This is a genomic window from Pseudomonas sp. GNP012 (assembly GCF_054343835.1).
Genome location: NZ_JBTGUU010000001.1, coordinates 2,815,857 through 2,835,719, shown reverse-complemented (window position 1 = coordinate 2,835,719; position 19,863 = coordinate 2,815,857). Strand labels below are relative to the sequence as shown.

The following is a 19,863-nucleotide window of genomic DNA, read 5'->3' as shown; positions in this document are numbered from 1 at the left end:
TTAGAGTAATTTAGATCGTTTTCGGGCATTTTTCGATGCATCAATATGGTGTGTTTTATATGTTTAAGAAACTGTAGGAGGGTGGTGACATTATTTTGGGATGTTTCTGTTGTTAAAAAAGGATTGGTAGTTCGCTAATTGTAGGTGGTGTCTGAAATTTTGCTTTTCTCTTTACGTGGGCTTTCAGATTGTATTAGTTTTTATTTGTCGTGGTTGACGTTGGTTTGTCGGTCAATCGGTTTTTATTTTTACGGATTTATGATGTTGGTTCTGTGCGGTAGCGGGGGAAGAAAGAGATATTTAATTAAATTTTCGAGGTTTCAAGCTCAAGGAGTTCAAGATATGGATGAAGTAGGCGTGATGCTTGGTTCTAAAAAAGTCGGTATCCCTGAGAGAATGTTGGCGCAAACAATTAGGTCTGAAAGGTACGGCCCACCTTCAACCGCATTTGCTCTTGAAACCGTCCCTGTACCAGTCATTCAATCAGATGAATGCTTAGTCAAGGTTATGGCTGCTGGTGTGAATCATAATGGCGTTTGGGCCGCACGAGGATTTCCAATAGATGTCATTGAGCTACAAAGAGCCCTTGGTGAAGAGTGTGAGTTTCATATTGCGGGATCGGATGCTTCCGGGATAGTTGTTGCTGTGGGGAAGGACGTGGACGATATCGCTATTGGCGATGAAGTTGTACTGCACTGCGGTTGGTGGGATCGCGATGCGGTGACCGACGAAATCATGGACAAGTCGGCAAAGATCTGGGGTTACGAAATCAACTTTGGCGCTTTCGCTGAATACACTCGGGTCAAGCGCCAGGCAATCCTGCCTAAGCCCGCGCGATTGAGTTGGGAACAAGCGGCTTCCTACATGCTTTGTGGGGCAACGGCGTACCGGATGTTGCACGGCTTTGCACCCCATACGGTGCAACAGGGAGACGTGGTACTGATATGGGGCGGCAGTGGTGGAATGGGGTCCATGGCAATCCAATTGGTCAACGCTGCGGGGGCGATACCTATAGCCGTGGTCAGTAGCGAAGAAAAAGCTGCGTATTGTCGCGAGATCGGTGCAAAAGGCACGATCAATCGACAGGATTATAAGCATTGGGGAGGACTTGAAGATATTGAAGACCCAACCAAGTACGCCTGCTGGTTAGTTGAGGCCAAGCGGTTCCAGCAGGAGATCTGGCGTCTGGTTGGGGAGCGAAAATGCCCCCGAATTGTGATTGAGCATCCAGGTGAAGATACTTTTCCGACTTCATCTTTCGTCTGTGCCCCTGGTGGGATGGTAGTCATTTGTGCTGGCACCACTGGTTATAAGGGGACGTTCGATGTCCGATATCTCTGGATGCGCCAGAAAAGATTGCAAGGTTCGCATTTTGCCAATCTTGACCAGTGTCGTGAATTTAATAAATTGATTGATGAGGGCCTAGTGCAGCCATGCCTGACCCGATCTTTTTCCCTTGAGGATTTACCTGAGGCTCATCAAATTATGTTTGAGAATCGAGAGCCGCTAGGAAACTTCGTAGTGCGAATCGGTAGTCGTCGGGAGTGTTGATTTATGTTGTTCATTAATAGGTATTTGAATCAGGTTCGTGAAAGCCCTCAGTTTCCGGCTATTGCTGATGCATTGTCGGAGGTTTCATATGAGGAGTTGTTTTGTCGCGCGCGTCGATTGGCTTGGATGCTTGCAGGGGAAAGTTCGACAGGGATGATCGGTGTGGTAGTGAGTAGAAGTGTCGAGTACATTGTTTCAGTACTCGCTATACATTTGTTGGGTCGGACGGTTGTTCCGCTGGATGGTAATTACCCAGTTATCCGATTGAAGCAGATGATTACGTCTATTGACTTGTCTTTATGTCTGGTCAGTCATCAACAAACGATTGAATTGACTGGCATGTTGCAGGAATGCACGCACCTTTTACATATCGAAGACACGATAGGGGGTGCGACTGGCGAAGCTGAGTTCATGGTTGCGGCTGACGATGATACACCGGCGTACGTCGTGTTCACGTCTGGAACCACCGGCGTACCAAAACCGGTTCTGGTGCCTTATCGAGCACTCAGCACTTTGATCGACTGGATGGCTAAAGCAAAAGAGCCGAAAGGCACCACATTGTTGTATGCGGCACAGGGGTTTGACGTTTCATTTCAAGAGATCTACGCAACATTGTGCTATGGCGATCGCTTACTGATTGCCACAGATGCGCATAAAAAAGATTTGCGTGCCTTGTTCGATTATTTAGCTGCGGGAAAGGTAACTCGTCTGTTCCTGCCTACCTCAATGCTGATCCCACTGGTGAAATTCGGTCTTCAAGAAGGTGGGACACTGGTCGATTTGGAACAGGTGATTGTGGCAGGAGAGCAACTGAAGGTCACGCCAGCCGTCAGGCAGTGGTTCAAGGCCCATCCTCATTGTCGACTGATCAATCATTACGGACCATCAGAAACACATGTGGTGATGATCTACCAACTCGAAGATGAGCCGGGTGGATGGCCCGATCTGCCGCCGATCGGTCAGGTTACGGCAGGCAGTGATGCCTGGCTGTTTGATGAGCAGTTAAAACCTGTAGCACGAGGAGACTGCGGTCAACTGTACATTTCGGGTCGCTCATTGGCGTTGGGTTATTTCCGTATGCCGGAGCAAACAGAGGAGAAATTCATCACCCATCCCTTTACTCAAGAGCGGATGTACAACACAGGCGATATGTGTGTTCTCAACAAGCAGGCTCAATACGAATACAAGGGACGGCGTGACCGGCAGTGCAAGCTTCGTGGGTATCGAGTCGAGCTGAAAGAAATCGAGGCAGCAGTTGCGAATTCCGGATTGGTAGATGATTGCCTTGTCGTAGCGTTGCAAACAAATTTGATCACCTCGCTGGTCCTTTACTTTGCAGCACATGAGTCCGATCAAGATTTGAGTTTGAGTTTGCATGCACATCTTGCTGCAACATTACCGGAATATATGCTTCCGTCCTTTTACAAAAAAATTGCAGCCATTCCGTTGACCCTTAACGGCAAAGCCGACACTGCGAAGCTGCCACCGATTAGCGGGCTTAGATCGCAGTTGTCGTCTAGTTATGTTGCGCCGAGGGGCCAGCTTCAAACACTGGTGTGCGAACTGGCGGCGGAGTGTTTCGGGATCGACCGACTCGGTGTTGATGACAACTTCTTGGAGGCGGGAGCGAACTCTTTCACATTGATGGCCTTTTTAGCCGAGTTGCGCCACGTATTGGGTCACAGCTTACGGCAGACCGATCTGTTCGAGTACCCGACTCCCAGATTGCTGTGCGGAATCGTCCAGCGCTCGAAGCAAGTGCCTGAGTCAAAAGTCCCGGTCGTCTCTGTAACCCAGCGGAAATTGAGATCGGCTGCCATTCACAGTGTTCATGGAAAAAAGAGAGGCTGAAATGCACAACCATGAGGACTACTGCGCCGTACTGGATCAGAACAGCATTGCTATCGTCGGAATGTCTTGCCGGTTTCCGGGCGCGGGATCGGTGGATCAATACTGGCAAAATCTTTTGGCCAGCGTCGAAAGCATTCGGGTGAAATCTGACGTGGATGGGCGGGTGCATGCCCGCGCCGAACTGCCGGGCATTGAAGAATTTGATTTCGGTTTTTTCGGTTTCAGCTTCAAGGAAGCCCAACTACTTGATCCCCAACAAAGAGTCTTGCTTGAATGCGCATGGGAGGTGTTGGAGGACGCGTCGCTGAATGAGCGAGGCGGCTCCATCGGAGTGTTCTGCGGTGCCGGGCCCAGTTCCTACTTCATCAACAATGTACGTGGTCTGCAAGCACAAGAAACTGCTTGTGACTTGTATCAATCCTCTGAGTCACTGGCGCAGTTCATGGCGACTGACAAAGAGTTTCTAGCCAGCCGGATCGCCTACAAACTCAATTGCTGTGGCCCGGCGGTTAATGTTCAAGCTGCATGCGCGACATCTATGTTCGGCATTCATGCTGCGATTAATGCCCTGTTACTGGGCGAGTGCGAGGCCGCATTGGTGGGCGCGGCTGCCATCTCTGTTCCGCAATCGATTCCCTACTATTTTGAACCAGGGATGCCATTTAGCGCCGATGGTCATTGTCGTCCGTTTGATGCTTTGGCGAGTGGAACGGTTTTCGGTTCCGGAGCGGCGGTGGTCGGATTGAGGAGGCTAAGTGATGCACTTGCTGACGGCAATCAGATTCATGCCGTGATTCGTTCGGTGGCGACCAACAATGACGGTGCGCACCGGGCTGGTATGTCGGCGCCATCGGTTGCCGGTCAGGCTCGAGTCATCTGTGAGGCACTTGAACTCGCAGGTGTCGATCCCGCAGATATCAGCTATGTCGAAGCCCATGGCACTGCCACCCCCATCGGTGATCCGATCGAGATAAAGGCGCTGGCCAATGCCTTTGCCGGTCGTGATTGCGCACACACCTGCTATCTAGGGAGCGTCAAAGGCAACATTGGGCATCTGGGGTGGGCTGCGGGAATGGCAGGATTGATCAAAGCTGTCCTGATCGCCAAGCACAAAGTGATACCTCCGACCCTTAACTTCCAGCAATACAACCCCCAATTGCACATTGAAGAAACACCTTTTGAGATCAACCGTGAACCGGTTGCCATTAACCAACCTCACGTCATCGTTGGTGTTAGCAGTTTCGGGCTGGGTGGCAACAATTCGCACTTGATTCTTGAGACCGCACCGACAGTATCGATGACTCGCTTTTCTATCGACCATGAGCAGGCCTACCTGCTCCCCGTTTCGGCCAAAGACCCCAACGCTCTGCGAGACCTGTGCATTGCTTATAGGCAGTTTCTCGAAACTGAGACGGACAGCTGTTTTCCAGCATTTGTCTCCAACTTGAAATTTTCCAGATCACTGTTCGGGTACCGCACTTACATCGTTGCCAGCCGGCGTACGGAAGCGATTGAGGCCCTGAACGCGCTGTCCTTCGACAATCGTTCGCCGAACGGGCGTACTCCGGCGGTGGGGGTGATGTTCAGCGGTCAGGGCGCAGAGCATCGGGAGATGGGACTCGGGCTGTATGCTCAGGAAGCCTTGTTCAAGACTGAGCTGGATGCGTTTGATCCGGTCTGTCAGGAAACCTTTGGTGCGCGTGCCGTCGACCTATTGTTCGACGTACGGATCGAGCAGGACATTGCACTGTCGCAGCCGTTGACGTTTGCCTTGCAAGTGGCAATGGCGCGACTGCTTCTAGGTCATGGGATAACCCCTGTCGCTTTGTTCGGACATAGTCTTGGGGAGTATGCCGCCGCCTGCATCGCAGGTGTGTTCAGCCCGGAGCAAGGATTCAGAATACTCGTGCAGCGTGGTCGACTGCTGGATTCGCTCGGTGATATTGGAGCAATGGCCGTGCTGGGAGGCGATCACGCGTGTGCATCGAGACTGATTGGTACAGAACTCGGCGACTTGTCTATTGCAGCATTGAACGGCAGGAGCAATACGGTGGTGTCCGGACCACGGGAGGCAATTGAACAACTCCTGGCCAACGCGCAAGACGCTGGCGTCAACGCGACTCGACTGAAGATTTCACGTCCCGGGCATTCCAGTCTGCTCGATCCATTGCTGGAGAGCTTCGAAGCCTATCTGGACACTGTCGAAATGCACTCTCCGGTCGGCCCCTTCATTTCCACGTTGACGGGTGAGCTGGCGGGAGACGAAGTGGCAACCTCGCAATACTGGCGTCGACAATTGCGTGAAACCGTGAGCTTCAGTGCGAGTGTGGCATCGGCTTACGAACACGGCTGCACTCACCTTGTCGAGATCGGGCCGAAAGCAATACTCTCGGGCTTGGTTCTGGGGGACTGGGGCGATCGACTGAACGTGTTGCCGTTGGTCAAGGGTAGGGGGAAAGATCACCGGCAATATTTAACCGTCTTGGGCGAGTTGTTGCGGGTGGGCATCGATGTCCGTTTCCCAGAGCCGTCGCAGCGGACGCCAATCCTTTCGGGACTGCCGACTTATCCTTTTCAGCGGGTTCGCTGCTGGGTCGAAGCTTTGCCACCGGAGTCTGTCCCGACCGAACCTGTGTATCAGACAGTCTGGCAGCCGCTTAAGGCAGCGTCGATGGACGTGCAAGCGGCAGCGAGCATGAAGGTGCTGTTTTTCACTGCTGGCGAAACACCTGTGCAGGACGATATCCGCTATTTAGCAGGTGCTTTCAAACAGTTTCACTGTATCGCTCTTGATTTCTGGGCCGGTACCGGACGGGATATCGCTACGCGATCGTTCGACGAATTGTGGCGAGAGTACGGCGACGGCGTCGACCGAGTCTATCTCGATCTGCGGCACCTACCGGACACTCATGTATCTACAGCAGTTAGTGCCTGTGCTCTGACCTTGGACTTGATACGTAGCATCACGAGCTCTGAGCCGCAGATCTGCTTGTTGTTTGCCAAACAGGTTCGCAGCGATAGAGACAGGACGCCGGGGCCGGTGGCCAATAGTGTCGTCGGCATGCTGCGTTCTTTGTTGCTTGAGGAGCCTGGTCGAAAGGTGATCGTCCTTAACTTTCTCAGAAGTGCGCAGCCTCATTGCGCCGATGAGGCGAGGCCGATCCTGCTGTTGCCGTTCACTGAAGAGCTCGTCGTGACGATAGAACAAGGGCAGGTCAAAGTTCCGCGCCTGGAGCGCGTGATGGTTGACGACTTGCTGGATGGTGAAGTGGATCGTGACTCGCACTACCTGCTTCTCGGGGGTGGGGGCGGCATCGGCCAACAACTGATCGAACGCCTTTGTGCCGATGAGTGCGGTTCCATTTGCGTCATCGGCCGCGCACCTCAGCCTAATGACGCATTACGCAGGTTGATGATGCGTCATCCGACCGTCCGCTATCTGGGCTTCGACTTGTCGACCGATCAAGGGCGGGACGATTGTGCGCAGTATTTTCGGCAGACCATCGTGCGTCGGGTGACAATCTTCAATTTGGCCGTCGATCTCAACGATAAATTATGTAGTGAGATAGGGGTTGCGGATCTGCAGCAATCTTTCGATGCCAAATGCAGTAGTGTCCTAAGCCTGTATCACTTGCTGCGTGAGCAGGGCACGGTGATCGAGTGTGTTTTAAATTTTTCTACGGCAACCTCGATTCTGGGCAACGGCGGACAGTTGGCTTACGGGGCAGCTAGCGCTTTCCTCGATGCGGCCCACGCTATCCTGTTTCCTGAAGCGGGCCAAGTGCTGACGGTCAACTGGGGCGTGTGGGGTGATGCCGGAAAACTGCGTGATGCACATCAGCGCTTGCAGATACTCAAGGCCGGCGGTCTGAATAGCCACAGTTGCGAGCAGGGATACCTGTTCATCCGCAGGCTCTTGGGTGGTCCGTCCCGCCACGTTGCTTACATGAACATCGACGCTCAGCTATTAGCGGACAGGTCCCGAGTCAGCCAAAGGTTTCTGGAACACTTGACAGCCGAGCCCCGTCATCGCGAAATCAAGCACCCGGACAGTGTGGCGACGCGTCTGCTCGAATGTAGAGATGAGCACGAAATCGGCCAACTGCTAGAGAGCTGGCTGGTATCGACCACCGATGCGCTTGTCGGGCTGGAGGCGGCAAGCCAGGGAGATTATGACGCCATCAAGTCGTGTGGCTTCCAGTCGTTGGGGTTCGACTCTCTGGCGTTAATACAGCTGAAGAACGCCTTGGGCTCGCAATTTGGGTTGCAGTGGGGCCTCAAACGTTTCCACTCCATCGAGGCACTGAGCGAGTTGCACGCTGAACTGCTTGTTCATGTCAGTCAGCCGGCTTGGCTTGCAGCGAATCAGCCGAACAAAAGCGCCGTGGAAAACAACGTGCTGGACAGGGTTGTTTCCTTGCAACAGGCGCGGTGGATTTCGCTGATCGGGCAGGATTACGGTTTGCGCATTATTCCGTATCGGATTCACTGTTCCTTCGATGCCGAGCATTGTCGCAAGGCCCTGCTGCAGGTAGTCGACGAGCATCGATTGTTACGCACGTTTTTTCCACGGGGGCAGCCCGTGGTCAAGACGGCGGCACAGGTGGTCGAAGGCTTTGGGACTTTGTTTACCAACCTCGTAGGGCAATCGGAGGCGCAGCAGACACGCCAGATCACGACCCTTGTACGTTCAATGGCGCAAGAGTTGCCAAAGCCCGAGGATAATGTGACGTGGGCCATTCACTTCATCGACATCGCAGAACCTTGGTTCATTGCCTTGCTGGGTGTCCAGCACCTGGAATTCGATGGCAAGTCACTGACCTTGATGCTCGACCGTTTTGGAGAATGCCTTGATCAAATGGCCAGGGAACAGCCGCTGACCAGGATCGAACATGACATCGACTATGTCGACTACGCACGCCGTCAACAGCAGTATCTCAGTGGCGACTGGCTTAGAGATAAAGGCTTTTTCAAAGGGCTGTACAACGCATTCGAAAGACCTACGGTGCTTCCTGGACATCCTGGGTTCGACTCCACCACGGCGTGTTCGTCGTCGCGACACAGTGTTGACGTTGCCGGTGCGCACCGCACATTGAGCAAAGTGGCTGCGCAGAACGGATTTAGTGTGTTCAACGCCATTTTGTATGCCTACGCCTCGACCATGGCCGAGGTGATTGGCTGTGGTCAGCTGATTATCAGTGCCATCAACAGCGGCCGCGGCTTGAGCGAATTCAACGATGTGATCGGCCCGTTCACGTCTCCGTTACCGGTACCGATTATTGTGCATCACGAATGGTTGACCGGGATCTCAATGGTTGCACGCACATTGGAGGCTATGCACGCCTATCCGATGATGCACCCGACGATGCTTATCGATGAAGTATCTGCATTTTCGGGGATGGCCCATGACGCCTACTTTTCCGACCTCGGTATTAACTTCCTTAACTACCGTCACACCGTTGCGAGTCCGGGCAAGGTATGGATCGATGGGGTAGAAATACTTGGCCCTGTAGGCGAGGGGGTTCTGTCGGGGGCCAACGTCGAAGACATGCGACGAGTGCCCGGACTGCATCTGGTGGTTGAAATCAACAGTGATGACTTGCGCTTCAATTTCTGGTTCCACACCCAGCGTTTTACCAGCACCGAGGTGAAAAGTTGGGGCGATCTCATGGTGCGTAACGTCAATGAGCTGCTGGACCTGCCGAGGGCATTCAATGAATCGTGAGCCTCCGACACTGCTTTGCTTTTCTTATGCCGGTGGCAGTGCCGGATTCTATGGACGTTGGCGCAGTGTGTTGCCCCATATCAAGATCATCCCAGTCGACATGCCGGGGCGAGGTACTGCTCGGGACTTAAAGACCTTGGTGACCCGAAATGAAGTCATTGACTACCTGCTCGAACATTACCTGCGGCGGTGTATACCGCCGTTCGCATTATTTGGACATAGCCTTGGAGCACGCATCGCGTTTGAGTTGCAGTCGGTGTTGCAGTGTAACTATGGGTTGCAAGCCTCGCGGCTGTTTATCAGTGGTTGCCTATCGCCTGAGCGTTTTACTCGTGCCATGGCTATTAGCGAGCGGGATCTGAGCGATTCGACATTATTGCGGATACTGGCCGGACTGGGTGGTACACCGCCGGAACTTTTGGACAACCCACTCTTGATGCGGACGGCACTGCCAATGATTCGGGCTGATTTTGAGTTGGCGATTGACCTCTCCAAAAGTACCGTCATGCCCGTTGCATCACCCATCCATCTGTTGCTGGGCAATCAGGACAAAGTCACTTGCCTGTTCGAAGACTATCCCGGTTGGCGGCGTCATACCTACCGAGGGTGTCAGGTATCCCTCTTCGAAGGGGATCATTTTTTTATCCGCTCCCAGACGAACCCGGTTGCCATGCTTGTCGGGGAACAGTTGAAGGAGGTTGTGTCACATGAGGAATGAACTGCAGATACAGGATTGGTTAGGCAGTGGCGGCTGGCCCTTGTACACCATCGGTCAACGAATGATCGAGCTCGCCACGCAAGAACCCTCTTGTGCCTATCGTTGGTGTGTTCGTGATGTTCGGCAGGGTATCTGCCATATGTTCAATGAACACATGGCAGGTCCTGCTTCGAGCACCCGCAAGCTGTACATCCTTGTGACTACGCTGCTGCTGGTTGAGCGCGCAGAACTTACACTAGAGGAAACCCTTGTGGTCGATAACTCCAGGGCAGGGAACCAGACCTGTGGTGGTCTCTGGTTATTGGACAGTCCTCGAACATTCACTATCGCTGAACTACTCAAGTTGATGATGGGGCTGAGTGACAATGTCGCTACGTTCTATCTGGTTGAGCGGATTGGTTTGCAACGCCTGAATGCACTTTCAACGGATCTTGGACTGCGTCAAACCCGACATCTATCGTCGGTGCCAATTCAAGCATTGTCTGAGGATCACTCCTTGGACGCCGTCAACTCCACGACGGCGTGGGATCTGGCAACAGCGCTGTCATTTTTGGTCGATGGCGCAGAAGGTCGACTACCGCAAGGCGGTACCTTCATTGGCCAGCAACTTTGCCGGTTCGGCCTTGATTCCATGCGTGCCCAACAAGACACCACTGCAGTTAGGAGCTGGATGGATGATGTGGGTCACATAGGCGACAAGCAGGGCGTCGGCTATCGAAATTACAACAACGTCGGTTATTTGGTTCGTGATGGCTCGGTGCGGATAGTCTTTTCGTTCATTGTCGATGACCTTCACCGGATGGAGAAGCCGCGTCCGGCCTTTGCTTACGCCAGGGATTTCATTGCTCTGTTCTTTCGATTGCTGGACGACTCCAGCAAGTTCCAGTCATCTTCGAAGGATTCTTGATATGGTCTGTTCACTGGCTGAAAGCTACCAAAACAAATCCGCTATTTATGACAGCGCTAGACCGTCCTATCCGCTGCCGGCAATCGAATTCATCCACAATCAGCTCGATTTGTCCTCGGGCTTGCCGGTGTTGGACGTCGGTGCGGGTACCGGAATACTGACCCGGCAACTGGCGTTGAATGGAATACCAGTTGTTGGCGTGGAACCTGATCCGCAGATGCTCGCAAAGGCTCGAGCGGGGACCCATGCGCCCAATGCAAGTTTTCGAAATGCTACCGCCGAGCAAACGGGATTTGCTTCCGGCTCCGTGTCGGCGGTGGTGTGTGGTCAGTCTTTCCACTGGTTTGATCCAGGTAAGACCCAGGCTGAGTTCAGACGTGTACTGGCCACAGCAAACCCGGTATTTCTTGTCTGGAATATTCGTAGTCCCGACTGCGACGGATTTCATCGTGATTACGAGCAACTGCTGCTGAACCAGTTCGAACGTTATGAGGAAACGTTACAAATTGATCAATGTCTGGAAGATCGTCTCCGACAGTTTTTTGAGGGGCCGTACGAGGAGCGCACGTTCGTCAATAGCCAGCAGTTGAGCGCATCGGGACTGCTAGAAAGAACCATGTCTTGTTCTTATGCCATGCTGGTCGGAACACCAGAATATGATTCGGCCAGCCGCGCCTTAAACGCTCTGCATCAGCAATACCGGCAAAACGATGTTGTTTCCATGATCTATAAAACGCGAGTGGTCTATGGACGTCTTTGAACGGTTGAATGTGAATCAGCTATTGCGCGGAGCCGCTTGGGTGGTGCCATTATCATTTTTCCCAACATTGGCGCGGGCTGCATTTCTTTCCTATTTCCTGATTTTCCTGAGTGAGCGGTTTTCGCTGTCAGTGGATCAGATCGGTCTTTTTGTAGGAGGATTCATCCTCCTGAGTTCTGTCGGTAGTCTGGTGTCTGGCGCGTTACTCGACAGAATGAGTATCAGAAGATTGATGCTGAGTTCATCGGTCCTGCAGTCTGCTGTGTACGCCGGTCTGTTGTGGTCCGATTCGCTGGTGCTCGTGTTCATCCTGTGCTTGGTACTCAACCTGGCGTACCTGTCCCTCGAAACGGCCATACGCATGTGTATCGCTCGTTGGATTCCCTCAACAGAAACTGCTTCCGTGCTCTCAATTAAATACACCCTTACCAATACGGCGTATGCATTGGGGCCATTGGCCGGCCTCTGGTTGAACAAACAAGGCGTTTCGCCAATGTTATTTTGCAGCGCAGCCGCGATTGTATTTGCCTTGGCGGCGTTCCGTCCTTTCGCGGATACACAGGAGCGCGAACAACCACGCGACAAAAACGAAGGCATTATTGGCTCTCTGGCGAATATGGCGAAGGACTGCAAGCTGCTGAAATTCACAGTGGCCAGTGTCCTGTTGGCCGGCGTATTCGGGCAGTTTCACCTGTATGTAGGCCAATACTTGCTGACGATGTACTCCACCGAGCAAATGTACGAAATCATCAATGTGGTATTCGTCACCAACGCACTGGCATCAATCCTGTTGCAGTACCTGATCGGTCGCAAGGTAACGGCTGAACGCTTCAGGATTTGGACGTGCGGGTGTGTCTTGGCCTTCGCCGTCGGTCTGTTGGGGTTTGCATTCTCCAGCACGTTATTTGCCTGGGCTGTCTTCACTACCTTGTTTACGGTGGGGGAGATCATCATTCAGCCTCTTGAGTTTCTATATATCACGCGTATTGCTCCTGCCCGAATGGCAGGGGCGTACTACAGTTCTCAAAACCTTACCTATCTCGGAGCGGCATTCACGCCGGTGGTCTGCGGTTATATCCTCGTTGGCTTCAGCCCCTTATATTTTTTGTTGTATCTATTGGTGTTGCTGACTGTAGGCGGTGTGATTTTTTACAACGCAGGCGAAAAGTTGGCCTCTCTGGAAACAGTTCAGCCCCGCAATAGCAGGGCTGTAGGCGATCAGGGATCAATATGATTTTGCATAAAGTGCCCAGGTGTCCGTTTTACGACCGGTGAATAAACAGGTTGCGGAAGCTTTAGGTTGGTTGAGCGGAATACAGCGAACGGTTACTCCAAACTCTCCGATGGCTTTTTCAACTTTTTTGTCTTCGGTGAAGGGGGCGAGAACAAAGGCGTTAAGTTTTGCGTTCTGTTTAAATCGCGTTTTGAATTCGTCCAGGGTAGTGACCATTGTGGTGTTGTCGGCCAATTTCTTCTGTGCTACCTCCAACATGTCTTTTTGAAGGGTGGCCAGTATTTTAGAGATATTTTTAACGAAACTTTCAGTGTCAAGCTTCAGAAGAATTTTGCAGTTGTTTCGACAGGAGTAAGACACCACATTTTGCTCCAGTTCCTTAATGCCAATCTCGACCCGGACAGGGACGCCACGCTTTATGTGGAACCACTTTTTTTCACCGCCGTTCATGTCCCGCCAATCGATGCTGGCCCTTAGGTTTTGCCCCTTCAGTTTTTTCCGGGAAAGCTGTTTTTGCAGTTTTTTGCAGTAGGCATTAATGGCATCTGCATTTTGTTCGTCGCGGACGATCGGAACAATGATCACCTGGGTCGGCGCCACGAGGGGCGGGAGTACTAGCCCGTCATCGTCTCCATGGGCCATTATCATCGCGCCGATCAATCGCGTGGATACTCCCCAGGACGTGGTCCATGCCAGTTCCTTTATCCCTTCTTTGTTCACGAAGCGAATGTCTGAACTCTGTGCGAAGTTCTGGCCTAGAAAATGAGAAGTACCTGCTTGCAGGGCCTTGCCGTCTTGCATCATTGCTTCAATGGTATAGGTGCTGACGGCGCCCGGAAAACGCTCCCAAGAGCACTTTTCGCCCTTGATTACCGGTATGGCCAAGTGCTCGGTAGTAAAGCGCTCGTAGATATCCAGCATCTTTAGCGTTTCGTCCAAGGCCTCATCATGAGTTGCGTGAACGGTGTGACCTTCTTGCCATAGGAACTCCGATGAGCGAAGGAAAATCCGAGGACGCATTTCCCAGCGCATTACGTTCGCCCATTGATTGATAAGTAGCGGCAGATCCCGATAGCTTTGTACCCATCGTGAAAAGGATGCACCGATGACCGTTTCACTGGTGGGCCTGATGATCAACGGTTCTTCTAGTGTTCCTGCGGGAGTAAGTGTTCCATCCGTTGATTTTTCGAGACGGTGATGGGTTACAACCGCGCACTCTTTGGCAAAGCCTTCAACATGCTCGGCTTCTTTTTGAAGAAAGGATAACGGAATCAATAGTGGAAAATAGGCGTTTAAATGTCCTGTGTCTTTGATTTTCTGATCAAGTTCTCGTTGAATCTGCTCCCATATGCCATATCCCCAAGGACGGATAACCATGCAACCTCGAACTGGAGAATTCTCAGCCATTTCCGACTGGATAATCACTTGTTGATACCAGTCAGAAAAGTTGTCATTTCTTGTAGGTGATATTGCGTTTTTCATAGAGCCCTGACTTTGAGGTCGAAATTTGCTATTCGAAATGGTGTCGTAGGGGCTAGGTATATTTATTGCGCTTTGAAATTTCAAGATTTCATGTGTGGTTTTTCATATTTCAGAAATTTCCTTCAGAAGGATCTTTCATTTTGTGAAGTTACTCCACTCTTCGACATGTTCATTGACCACAAAGAACCCCCGATGCAATCGCTTCGGGGGCTATGGCACTCACTGCGCCCCAAACATCGCCGTCCAGTAAATCCCCGCATCGCTCTTCGGGTCGGTCGCATACGCCGCTCCCAACTCGCGGAACTGCGGGTTCATGAGGTTGGCGCAGTGGCCGGGGCTGGACAGCCAGCCTTCGACCACTTTGTGTGCGGTGTCTTGCCCGGCGGCGATGTTTTCGCCGATCTGCTGGAAGTTGTAGCCGGCCAGTTCCGCGCGGTCGCCCGGGGTGCGGCCGTCGCGGTCCTTGTGGTCGAAATAGTTGTTGTTGGCCATGGAGCGCGAGTTGCTTTCGGCGGCGCTGGCCAGTGTGGCGTTCCAGGCCAGCGCTGGCGCGGCGGGGAAGGATTGCGTGCCGCACTGGCGTGGCTGGGTGCGTGCGGTGTTGAGTTCGGCGAGCAGCTTCTGGCCTTCGGCCTGCGCGTCGCCCAAGCGTGCGCTCAACAACGGCCGAGCGACCACGATGCGCCATTGCTGGTCCTGGCGGCTGACGCCGACATCGACGAATTGCGGGTCGAGGACGATCTGGCAAAAACTCTCCTGGATCGCCTTCATCGCTGCGGCTGCATCGCGAGGTCCGGACAGGCTGATGGCCTGCACGTTTTTCATCGGATAACCGGCAGCGGCCATGGCCTGCTGCAGATTACCGATGCTCGAGGCGCTCAGCACCAGGCGCGGGTCGGCCGACAGCGGCGGCAGTTCCGATGACACCTGGCCGGCACAGCGCTGTAGTTGGCTGCGGTAGACGTTGATCGATTCGATCAATTGCGCTTCGTCCGCCGCCATGGCGTTGGCGGCACATACCAGGCCCAGTGACACACCGGCCAAGCGCATTGCGGATGAGATGAATCCCATGAAAATCCCCTTTGAGCAGATGGCGCTCATGATGCGCGAAGTTGGCCCATTTAAGACAACGGATTTATCCAGAGTGTAGTGGGGTGGGCGAAATCATTTCACGACTAGACTGAATCGAACCACTCACCGAGCGACACCGACCATGCGCCTCGACTGGATCGCCACCTGCTTCGCCCTCACACTGCTCGCCGGCCCGGTATCGGCTACGGATCAGGAGCAAAAAGAGGAATCGGCGGAGAACAAGGCCCAGGTGCTGGAACAGAAGGCCGCCGAGAATGAATCCCCGGCAACGGCTCCCAAGGCCGAAGCCATTACCCCGTCCGAGGTCCAGGCCGTTGACCCGGGAGGTGCCGCGCCGCTGGACGATGCGATCACGTGCCTGGCCCGCTCCATTTACTGGGAAGCCAAGGGCAAGGACTCTGCCGACATGGAGGCGGTGGCCAATGTGGTCATGAATCGCTTGGGTCACGAGGGCTTTCCGGACACGGTGTGCAAGGTGGTCAAGCAGGGATCGGAGAGCAAGAGCTGTCAGTTCTCCTGGTGGTGTGACGGCAGATCCGACTCGGTCCAGGAAGAGGTGCCGTATGCGATGGCCAAGGAAATCGCGCGCAAGGCCCTGAACAAGGAACTGCCGGATCGCACCCAGGGTGCCTTGTATTTCCATGATCGTACGGTCAAGCCGGATTGGGCCAGGGAATACATCAGGACCGTGGATATCGGCCTGTTCCGGTTCTATAAGCCCCGTGACGGATCGGCCAGGTAGCAGCGCTGATTTCGGCCAGATAGTGTTTTTGCAGAGGTCGTGCGCGGCGTTATCCAAACTGAAATGTTTCTGTTTTATAAGCTGCATGACGCAACCGTGCGTGACATGACGTTATAAGCAGGAACTGCACATGAAGCGGGTGAGGGTCTGGATCAGTAATTTCGCGTCGATCGCGGCGCAGTCGCCAGCGTGCGCTCCATGACCGTCCTGGTCACCGGTGCCGCCGGTTTCATCGGTTTTCATACGGCCCGGCGCTTGTGCCACGAGGGGCAGGCCGTCGTCGGTATCGACAACCTCAATGACTACTACGACGTGGAACTCAAGCACGCACGCCTCAAGGTGCTGGAGACTTTGCCGGGTTTTCGCTTCCGGAAAATGGACATCGTCGACAAACCGGCCCTGATGGACCTGTTCCGCGACCATGGTTTTACCGAGGTGGTGCACCTGGCGGCGCAAGCCGGGGTGCGTTACTCGCTGGACAACCCGGATGTCTATGCCCAGTCGAACCTGGTGGGTTTCCTCAATGTGCTGGAAGCCTGCCGGCACCATCGCCCCGAGCATCTGATCTATGCCTCGAGCAGCTCGGTGTACGGCACCAACAACAAGATGCCGTTCAATGTCGAGGACCCTGTCGATCATCCCGTATCGCTGTACGCGGCCAGCAAGCGCGCCAATGAACTGTTGGCCGAAAGTTACTGCCACTTGTATGGCTTGAAAGCCAGTGGCTTGCGCTTTTTCACCGTCTACGGCCCGTGGGGCCGCCCGGACATGGCGTTGTTCAAGTTTACCGACGCCATCCTCAAAGGCCTGCCCATCGACATCTACAACCAGGGCCAGATGTCGCGCGACTTTACCTATGTCGACGACATTGTCGAAGGCATCGCCCGACTGCGCCCAAAGCCGCCGGTGCCGCAAGGCTCTGGCGCTGGCGTCAACCGGCTCTTCAACATCGGGCGTGGCATGCCGGTGGCATTACTGGATTTCGTCGAGTGCCTGGAGTCGGCCCTCGATCGGCAGGCCCGGCGTAACTACCTGCCGCTGCAGGCCGGTGATGTGGTCAAGACCTGGGCCGATGTCTCGGCACTGGCCGAATGGGTGGGGTTCAGTCCGCAGGTGACGCTGGAAACCGGCGTCGCAGCGTTTGTGCAGTGGTATCGGCAGTTCTATCGGATTTGAAGCGTTCGCCTCTGATCTCGAAAAAATCATGAAAGGCGAGAGAGACTCCATGAGCCAAGACATTTTTGTATCCGTGCTGATCCCGGCCAAAAACGAAGCGAACAACCTCAAGCCGCTGCTTGAGGAAATCCGCGTGGCGCTGGCCGATGAGTCGTACGAAATCATCGTCGTCGACGATGGCAGTACCGATGCGACCCTGCAGGAACTGCGGCAGATCCGCCAGAGCGGCTTGAACACCCTGCGCATCCTGCATCACGAGCGTTCGCTGGGGCAGAGCACTTCGCTGTACCACGCCGCCCGGGAGGCGCGCGGGCAATGGCTGGCGACCCTCGATGGCGACGGCCAGAACGACCCGGCGGACATCCCCGGCATGCTGGCGCTGGTGCGCGGCGAACCGGGCAAGGTCGATGTGCAACTGGTCGCCGGGCACCGGGTCAATCGCCGCGACACCGCGAGCAAACGCTACGCCTCGCGGTTCGCCAACAACCTGCGCCGCCGCCTGCTAAAGGACGCCACCCCGGACACCGGTTGCGGCCTGAAGCTGATCGAGCGCGCGGCGTTCCTGCGCCTGCCGTACTTCGACCACATGCACCGCTTCATTCCGGCGCTGATCCAGCGCCACAACGGGCGCATGATCGTGCACCCGGTCAACCACCGGCCGCGCACGGCCGGGGTGTCGAAATACGGCAATCTCGACCGCGCGCTGGTGGGCATTCTTGACCTGATCGGCGTCTGGTGGCTGATCAAGCGCACGCGGCTGAACACCATTGCCCAGGAGCTCGAAGGATGATGCTGACCCGTGAAACTCTGTGGCTGGTGGTCGGCTTTGCGGGGCAGATTGCCTTTACCGGGCGTTTTGTCCTGCAGTGGCTGTACAGCGAATACAAAAAGCGCAGCGTGATCCCGACCAGCTTCTGGTACCTGAGCATCGTTGGCAGCTCCTTGCTGCTCGCTTACGCCATCTACCGTCAGGATCCGGTGTTCATTGCCGGGCAGGCCTTTGGCTCCATCGTCTATTTTCGCAACCTGCAATTGATTGCCAAAAGCCGCAGCGTGAAGGAATAAACCATGCGTAGATCGTTGTCGCCCCGGGTCGAGTGCCTGGGACTGATGCTGCTTGCCCTGTTGCTGATCGGCGCGGGGCTGGGGCTGCGCCAGGCTCAGAACGTGGATGAGGAGCGCTTCCTCGGCGTCGCCCTGGAGATGCTGCAAAACGGCTCGTGGTTGATCCCGCACCGTGCCGCCGAGATCTACGGTGACAAACCGCCGATTTTCATGTGGACTGTGGCGTTCTTCACCTGGCTGACCGGCAAGCCCAACATCGCGCTCTACCTGCCGGGACTGTTTTCGGCCGTGACGGTCACGGCGATGGTCTATGACCTGGGTCGTCGCCTGTGGACCCAGCGTACCGGGCGCAACGCCGCGCTGCTGTACCTGGCGACCTACCAGACCTACAGCATCCTGCGCACCGGCCAGATCGACAGCTTTTTGATTCTGTTCACCTCGCTTGGCGTCTACGGTCTGGCGCGGCACCTGCTGCTGGGACCTGCGTGGCGCTGGTTTTACGCCGGCTGCGCGGCCATGGGCATCGGTGTGATCACCAAGGGCGTGGGTTTTCTGCCGGCGCTGTTGCTGATTCCGTACGCCTATGCGGTGCGCAAAGGCTGGCCCGGCGTGGTGGCCATGCCTGGCGAGGCGCGCAAGTGGTTGCTCGGACTTGCGCTGATGCTTGGCGCCATCGCGACCTGGCTGCTGCCCCTGGCCTTGTCGATCATCCTCAATGGCAGCGCCGATGAAATGGCCTATGCGCGGGAGATCCTCCTGCGTCAGACCGCGGGCCGCTATGCCGCGGCATGGCATCACCGCGAACCGTTCTGGTACTTCTTCACCAAGGTGATTCCGCAGTATTGGCTACCGTTGGTGCTGGTGCTGCCATGGCTGGTGCCTGCCTGGCGCCGGCAGTTGCAAAAACGCGACGGCAGGGTTTTGGTATTGCTCGGTTGGGTGGTGCTGGTGGTGCTGTTTTTCTGCATCAGCACGGGCAAGCGCAAGTTGTACATCTACCCGGCGCTGCCCGGGCTGGTGCTGGTCGCCGCGCCGCTGATTCCTTGGCTGCTCAAGCGCTGGTTCAAAAAGCACCCGCGTTTGCGTCGAGTGTTCCCGGCACTGGTGGCAACCTGGTTCGCGCTGTGGTTCGCCCGGGGTTTCATCGAACCGCTCAAGGACGGCACCAATATCGATCAGGTGCTCATGGCGCAGGCGGCGACCATGACCCGGGGCGCCGATCTGGTGCTGGTCAACTGGGAGGAGGGGCACTGGTTGTTCGCCCGCCAGCCGATCGTGCATTTCGGCATGGACAACTCGTCCATCGAGAAGGCCGCGCTGTATCTGCGCGAACACCCCAAGGCCTACGCGTTGGTGCCGGATGACGTTTTGAACCAGTGTTTCAACGCCGAAGCGGCCCGTGAGCTGGGCGAAAACGCCCGGGCGAACTGGTCGATCGTGGGCGCGGATGCCGACAACGGCAAATGCCAGCCGCCTGAAACCGGCAAAGCCTATCGGTTCAGCTGGAATGACCCGCACATGCCAATGGCGCCGGCGCAGGTAGCCAATCCCTGAAGACAA

At 54.9% G+C, this 19,863-nt stretch carries 14 protein-coding genes; 12 read left to right on the top strand and 2 right to left on the bottom strand.

What is annotated here, in order from left to right; genetic code table 11:
- Positions 1-342: 342 nt before the first annotated feature.
- The 7 genes from ccrA to ACXX83_RS12585 are packed head-to-tail and all read left to right on the top strand — an operon-like array spanning position 343 to position 12,746.
- Positions 343-1,551 (top strand): crotonyl-CoA carboxylase/reductase, encoded by a 1,209-nt coding sequence (gene ccrA / locus ACXX83_RS12615; protein WP_458548630.1) that lies wholly within the window; start codon positions 343-345, stop codon positions 1,549-1,551.
- A gap of 3 nt (positions 1,552-1,554) precedes the next feature.
- Positions 1,555-3,402, top strand: coding sequence for a non-ribosomal peptide synthetase (locus tag ACXX83_RS12610; protein ID WP_458548629.1), 1,848 nt, complete (start codon positions 1,555-1,557; stop codon positions 3,400-3,402).
- 1 nt (position 3,403) lies between these two features.
- The gene (locus ACXX83_RS12605; protein WP_458548628.1) at positions 3,404-9,127 is read left to right on the top strand and encodes a beta-ketoacyl synthase N-terminal-like domain-containing protein; all 5,724 of its coding nucleotides are present in this window, start codon (positions 3,404-3,406) and stop codon (positions 9,125-9,127) included.
- Positions 9,117-9,845, top strand: a complete 729-nt coding sequence (locus ACXX83_RS12600) for a thioesterase II family protein (protein ID WP_458548627.1) — start codon at positions 9,117-9,119, stop codon at positions 9,843-9,845. The genes ACXX83_RS12605 and ACXX83_RS12600 overlap by 11 nt, the downstream gene beginning before the upstream one ends.
- On the top strand, positions 9,835-10,752 hold the full coding sequence (locus ACXX83_RS12595) for a serine hydrolase (protein WP_458548626.1): 918 nt from the start codon (positions 9,835-9,837) through the stop codon (positions 10,750-10,752). The genes ACXX83_RS12600 and ACXX83_RS12595 overlap by 11 nt, the downstream gene beginning before the upstream one ends.
- 1 nt (position 10,753) lies before the next feature.
- Positions 10,754-11,512: a class I SAM-dependent methyltransferase gene (locus ACXX83_RS12590; protein WP_458548625.1), complete on the top strand. Its 759-nt coding sequence runs from the start codon at positions 10,754-10,756 to the stop codon at positions 11,510-11,512.
- Positions 11,499-12,746 carry an MFS transporter gene (locus tag ACXX83_RS12585; protein WP_458548624.1) on the top strand — a complete coding sequence of 416 codons (1,248 nt, stop codon included), beginning with the start codon at positions 11,499-11,501 and terminating at the stop codon, positions 12,744-12,746. The genes ACXX83_RS12590 and ACXX83_RS12585 overlap by 14 nt, the downstream gene beginning before the upstream one ends.
- On the opposite strand, the gene proS is transcribed toward ACXX83_RS12585, so the two are convergent.
- Both proS and ACXX83_RS12575 read right to left on the bottom strand, forming a co-directional pair.
- The gene (proS, locus tag ACXX83_RS12580) at positions 12,738-14,228 is read right to left on the bottom strand and encodes a proline--tRNA ligase (RefSeq protein ID WP_458548623.1); all 1,491 of its coding nucleotides are present in this window, start codon (positions 14,226-14,228) and stop codon (positions 12,738-12,740) included. The genes ACXX83_RS12585 and proS overlap by 9 nt on opposite strands.
- Before the next feature lie 219 nt (positions 14,229-14,447).
- Positions 14,448-15,299 (bottom strand): CAP domain-containing protein, encoded by an 852-nt coding sequence (locus tag ACXX83_RS12575; RefSeq protein WP_217835474.1) that lies wholly within the window; start codon positions 15,297-15,299, stop codon positions 14,448-14,450.
- A 142-nt stretch (positions 15,300-15,441) separates the two neighbouring features.
- On the opposite strand from ACXX83_RS12575, the gene ACXX83_RS12570 reads away from it, so the two are divergent.
- The 5 genes from ACXX83_RS12570 (at position 15,442) to ACXX83_RS12550 (ending at position 19,857) form a co-directional block, all read left to right on the top strand.
- Positions 15,442-16,062, top strand: a complete 621-nt coding sequence (locus ACXX83_RS12570) for a cell wall hydrolase (protein ID WP_458548622.1) — start codon at positions 15,442-15,444, stop codon at positions 16,060-16,062.
- A 198-nt stretch (positions 16,063-16,260) separates the two neighbouring features.
- Entirely contained in the window at positions 16,261-17,238 is a 978-nt protein-coding gene (locus tag ACXX83_RS12565; protein WP_458548621.1) for an NAD-dependent epimerase, read from the top strand.
- A gap of 49 nt (positions 17,239-17,287) precedes the next feature.
- Positions 17,288-18,028 carry a glycosyltransferase family 2 protein gene (locus ACXX83_RS12560; protein ID WP_458548620.1) on the top strand — a complete coding sequence of 247 codons (741 nt, stop codon included), beginning with the start codon at positions 17,288-17,290 and terminating at the stop codon, positions 18,026-18,028.
- Positions 18,025-18,303 (top strand): lipid-A-disaccharide synthase N-terminal domain-containing protein, encoded by a 279-nt coding sequence (locus ACXX83_RS12555; RefSeq protein WP_007976061.1) that lies wholly within the window; start codon positions 18,025-18,027, stop codon positions 18,301-18,303. Before ACXX83_RS12560 ends, ACXX83_RS12555 begins: the two co-directional genes overlap by 4 nt.
- Positions 18,304-18,306: 3 nt before the next feature.
- Positions 18,307-19,857: an ArnT family glycosyltransferase gene (locus ACXX83_RS12550; RefSeq protein ID WP_458548619.1), complete on the top strand. Its 1,551-nt coding sequence runs from the start codon at positions 18,307-18,309 to the stop codon at positions 19,855-19,857.
- Positions 19,858-19,863: the final 6 nt, after the last annotated feature.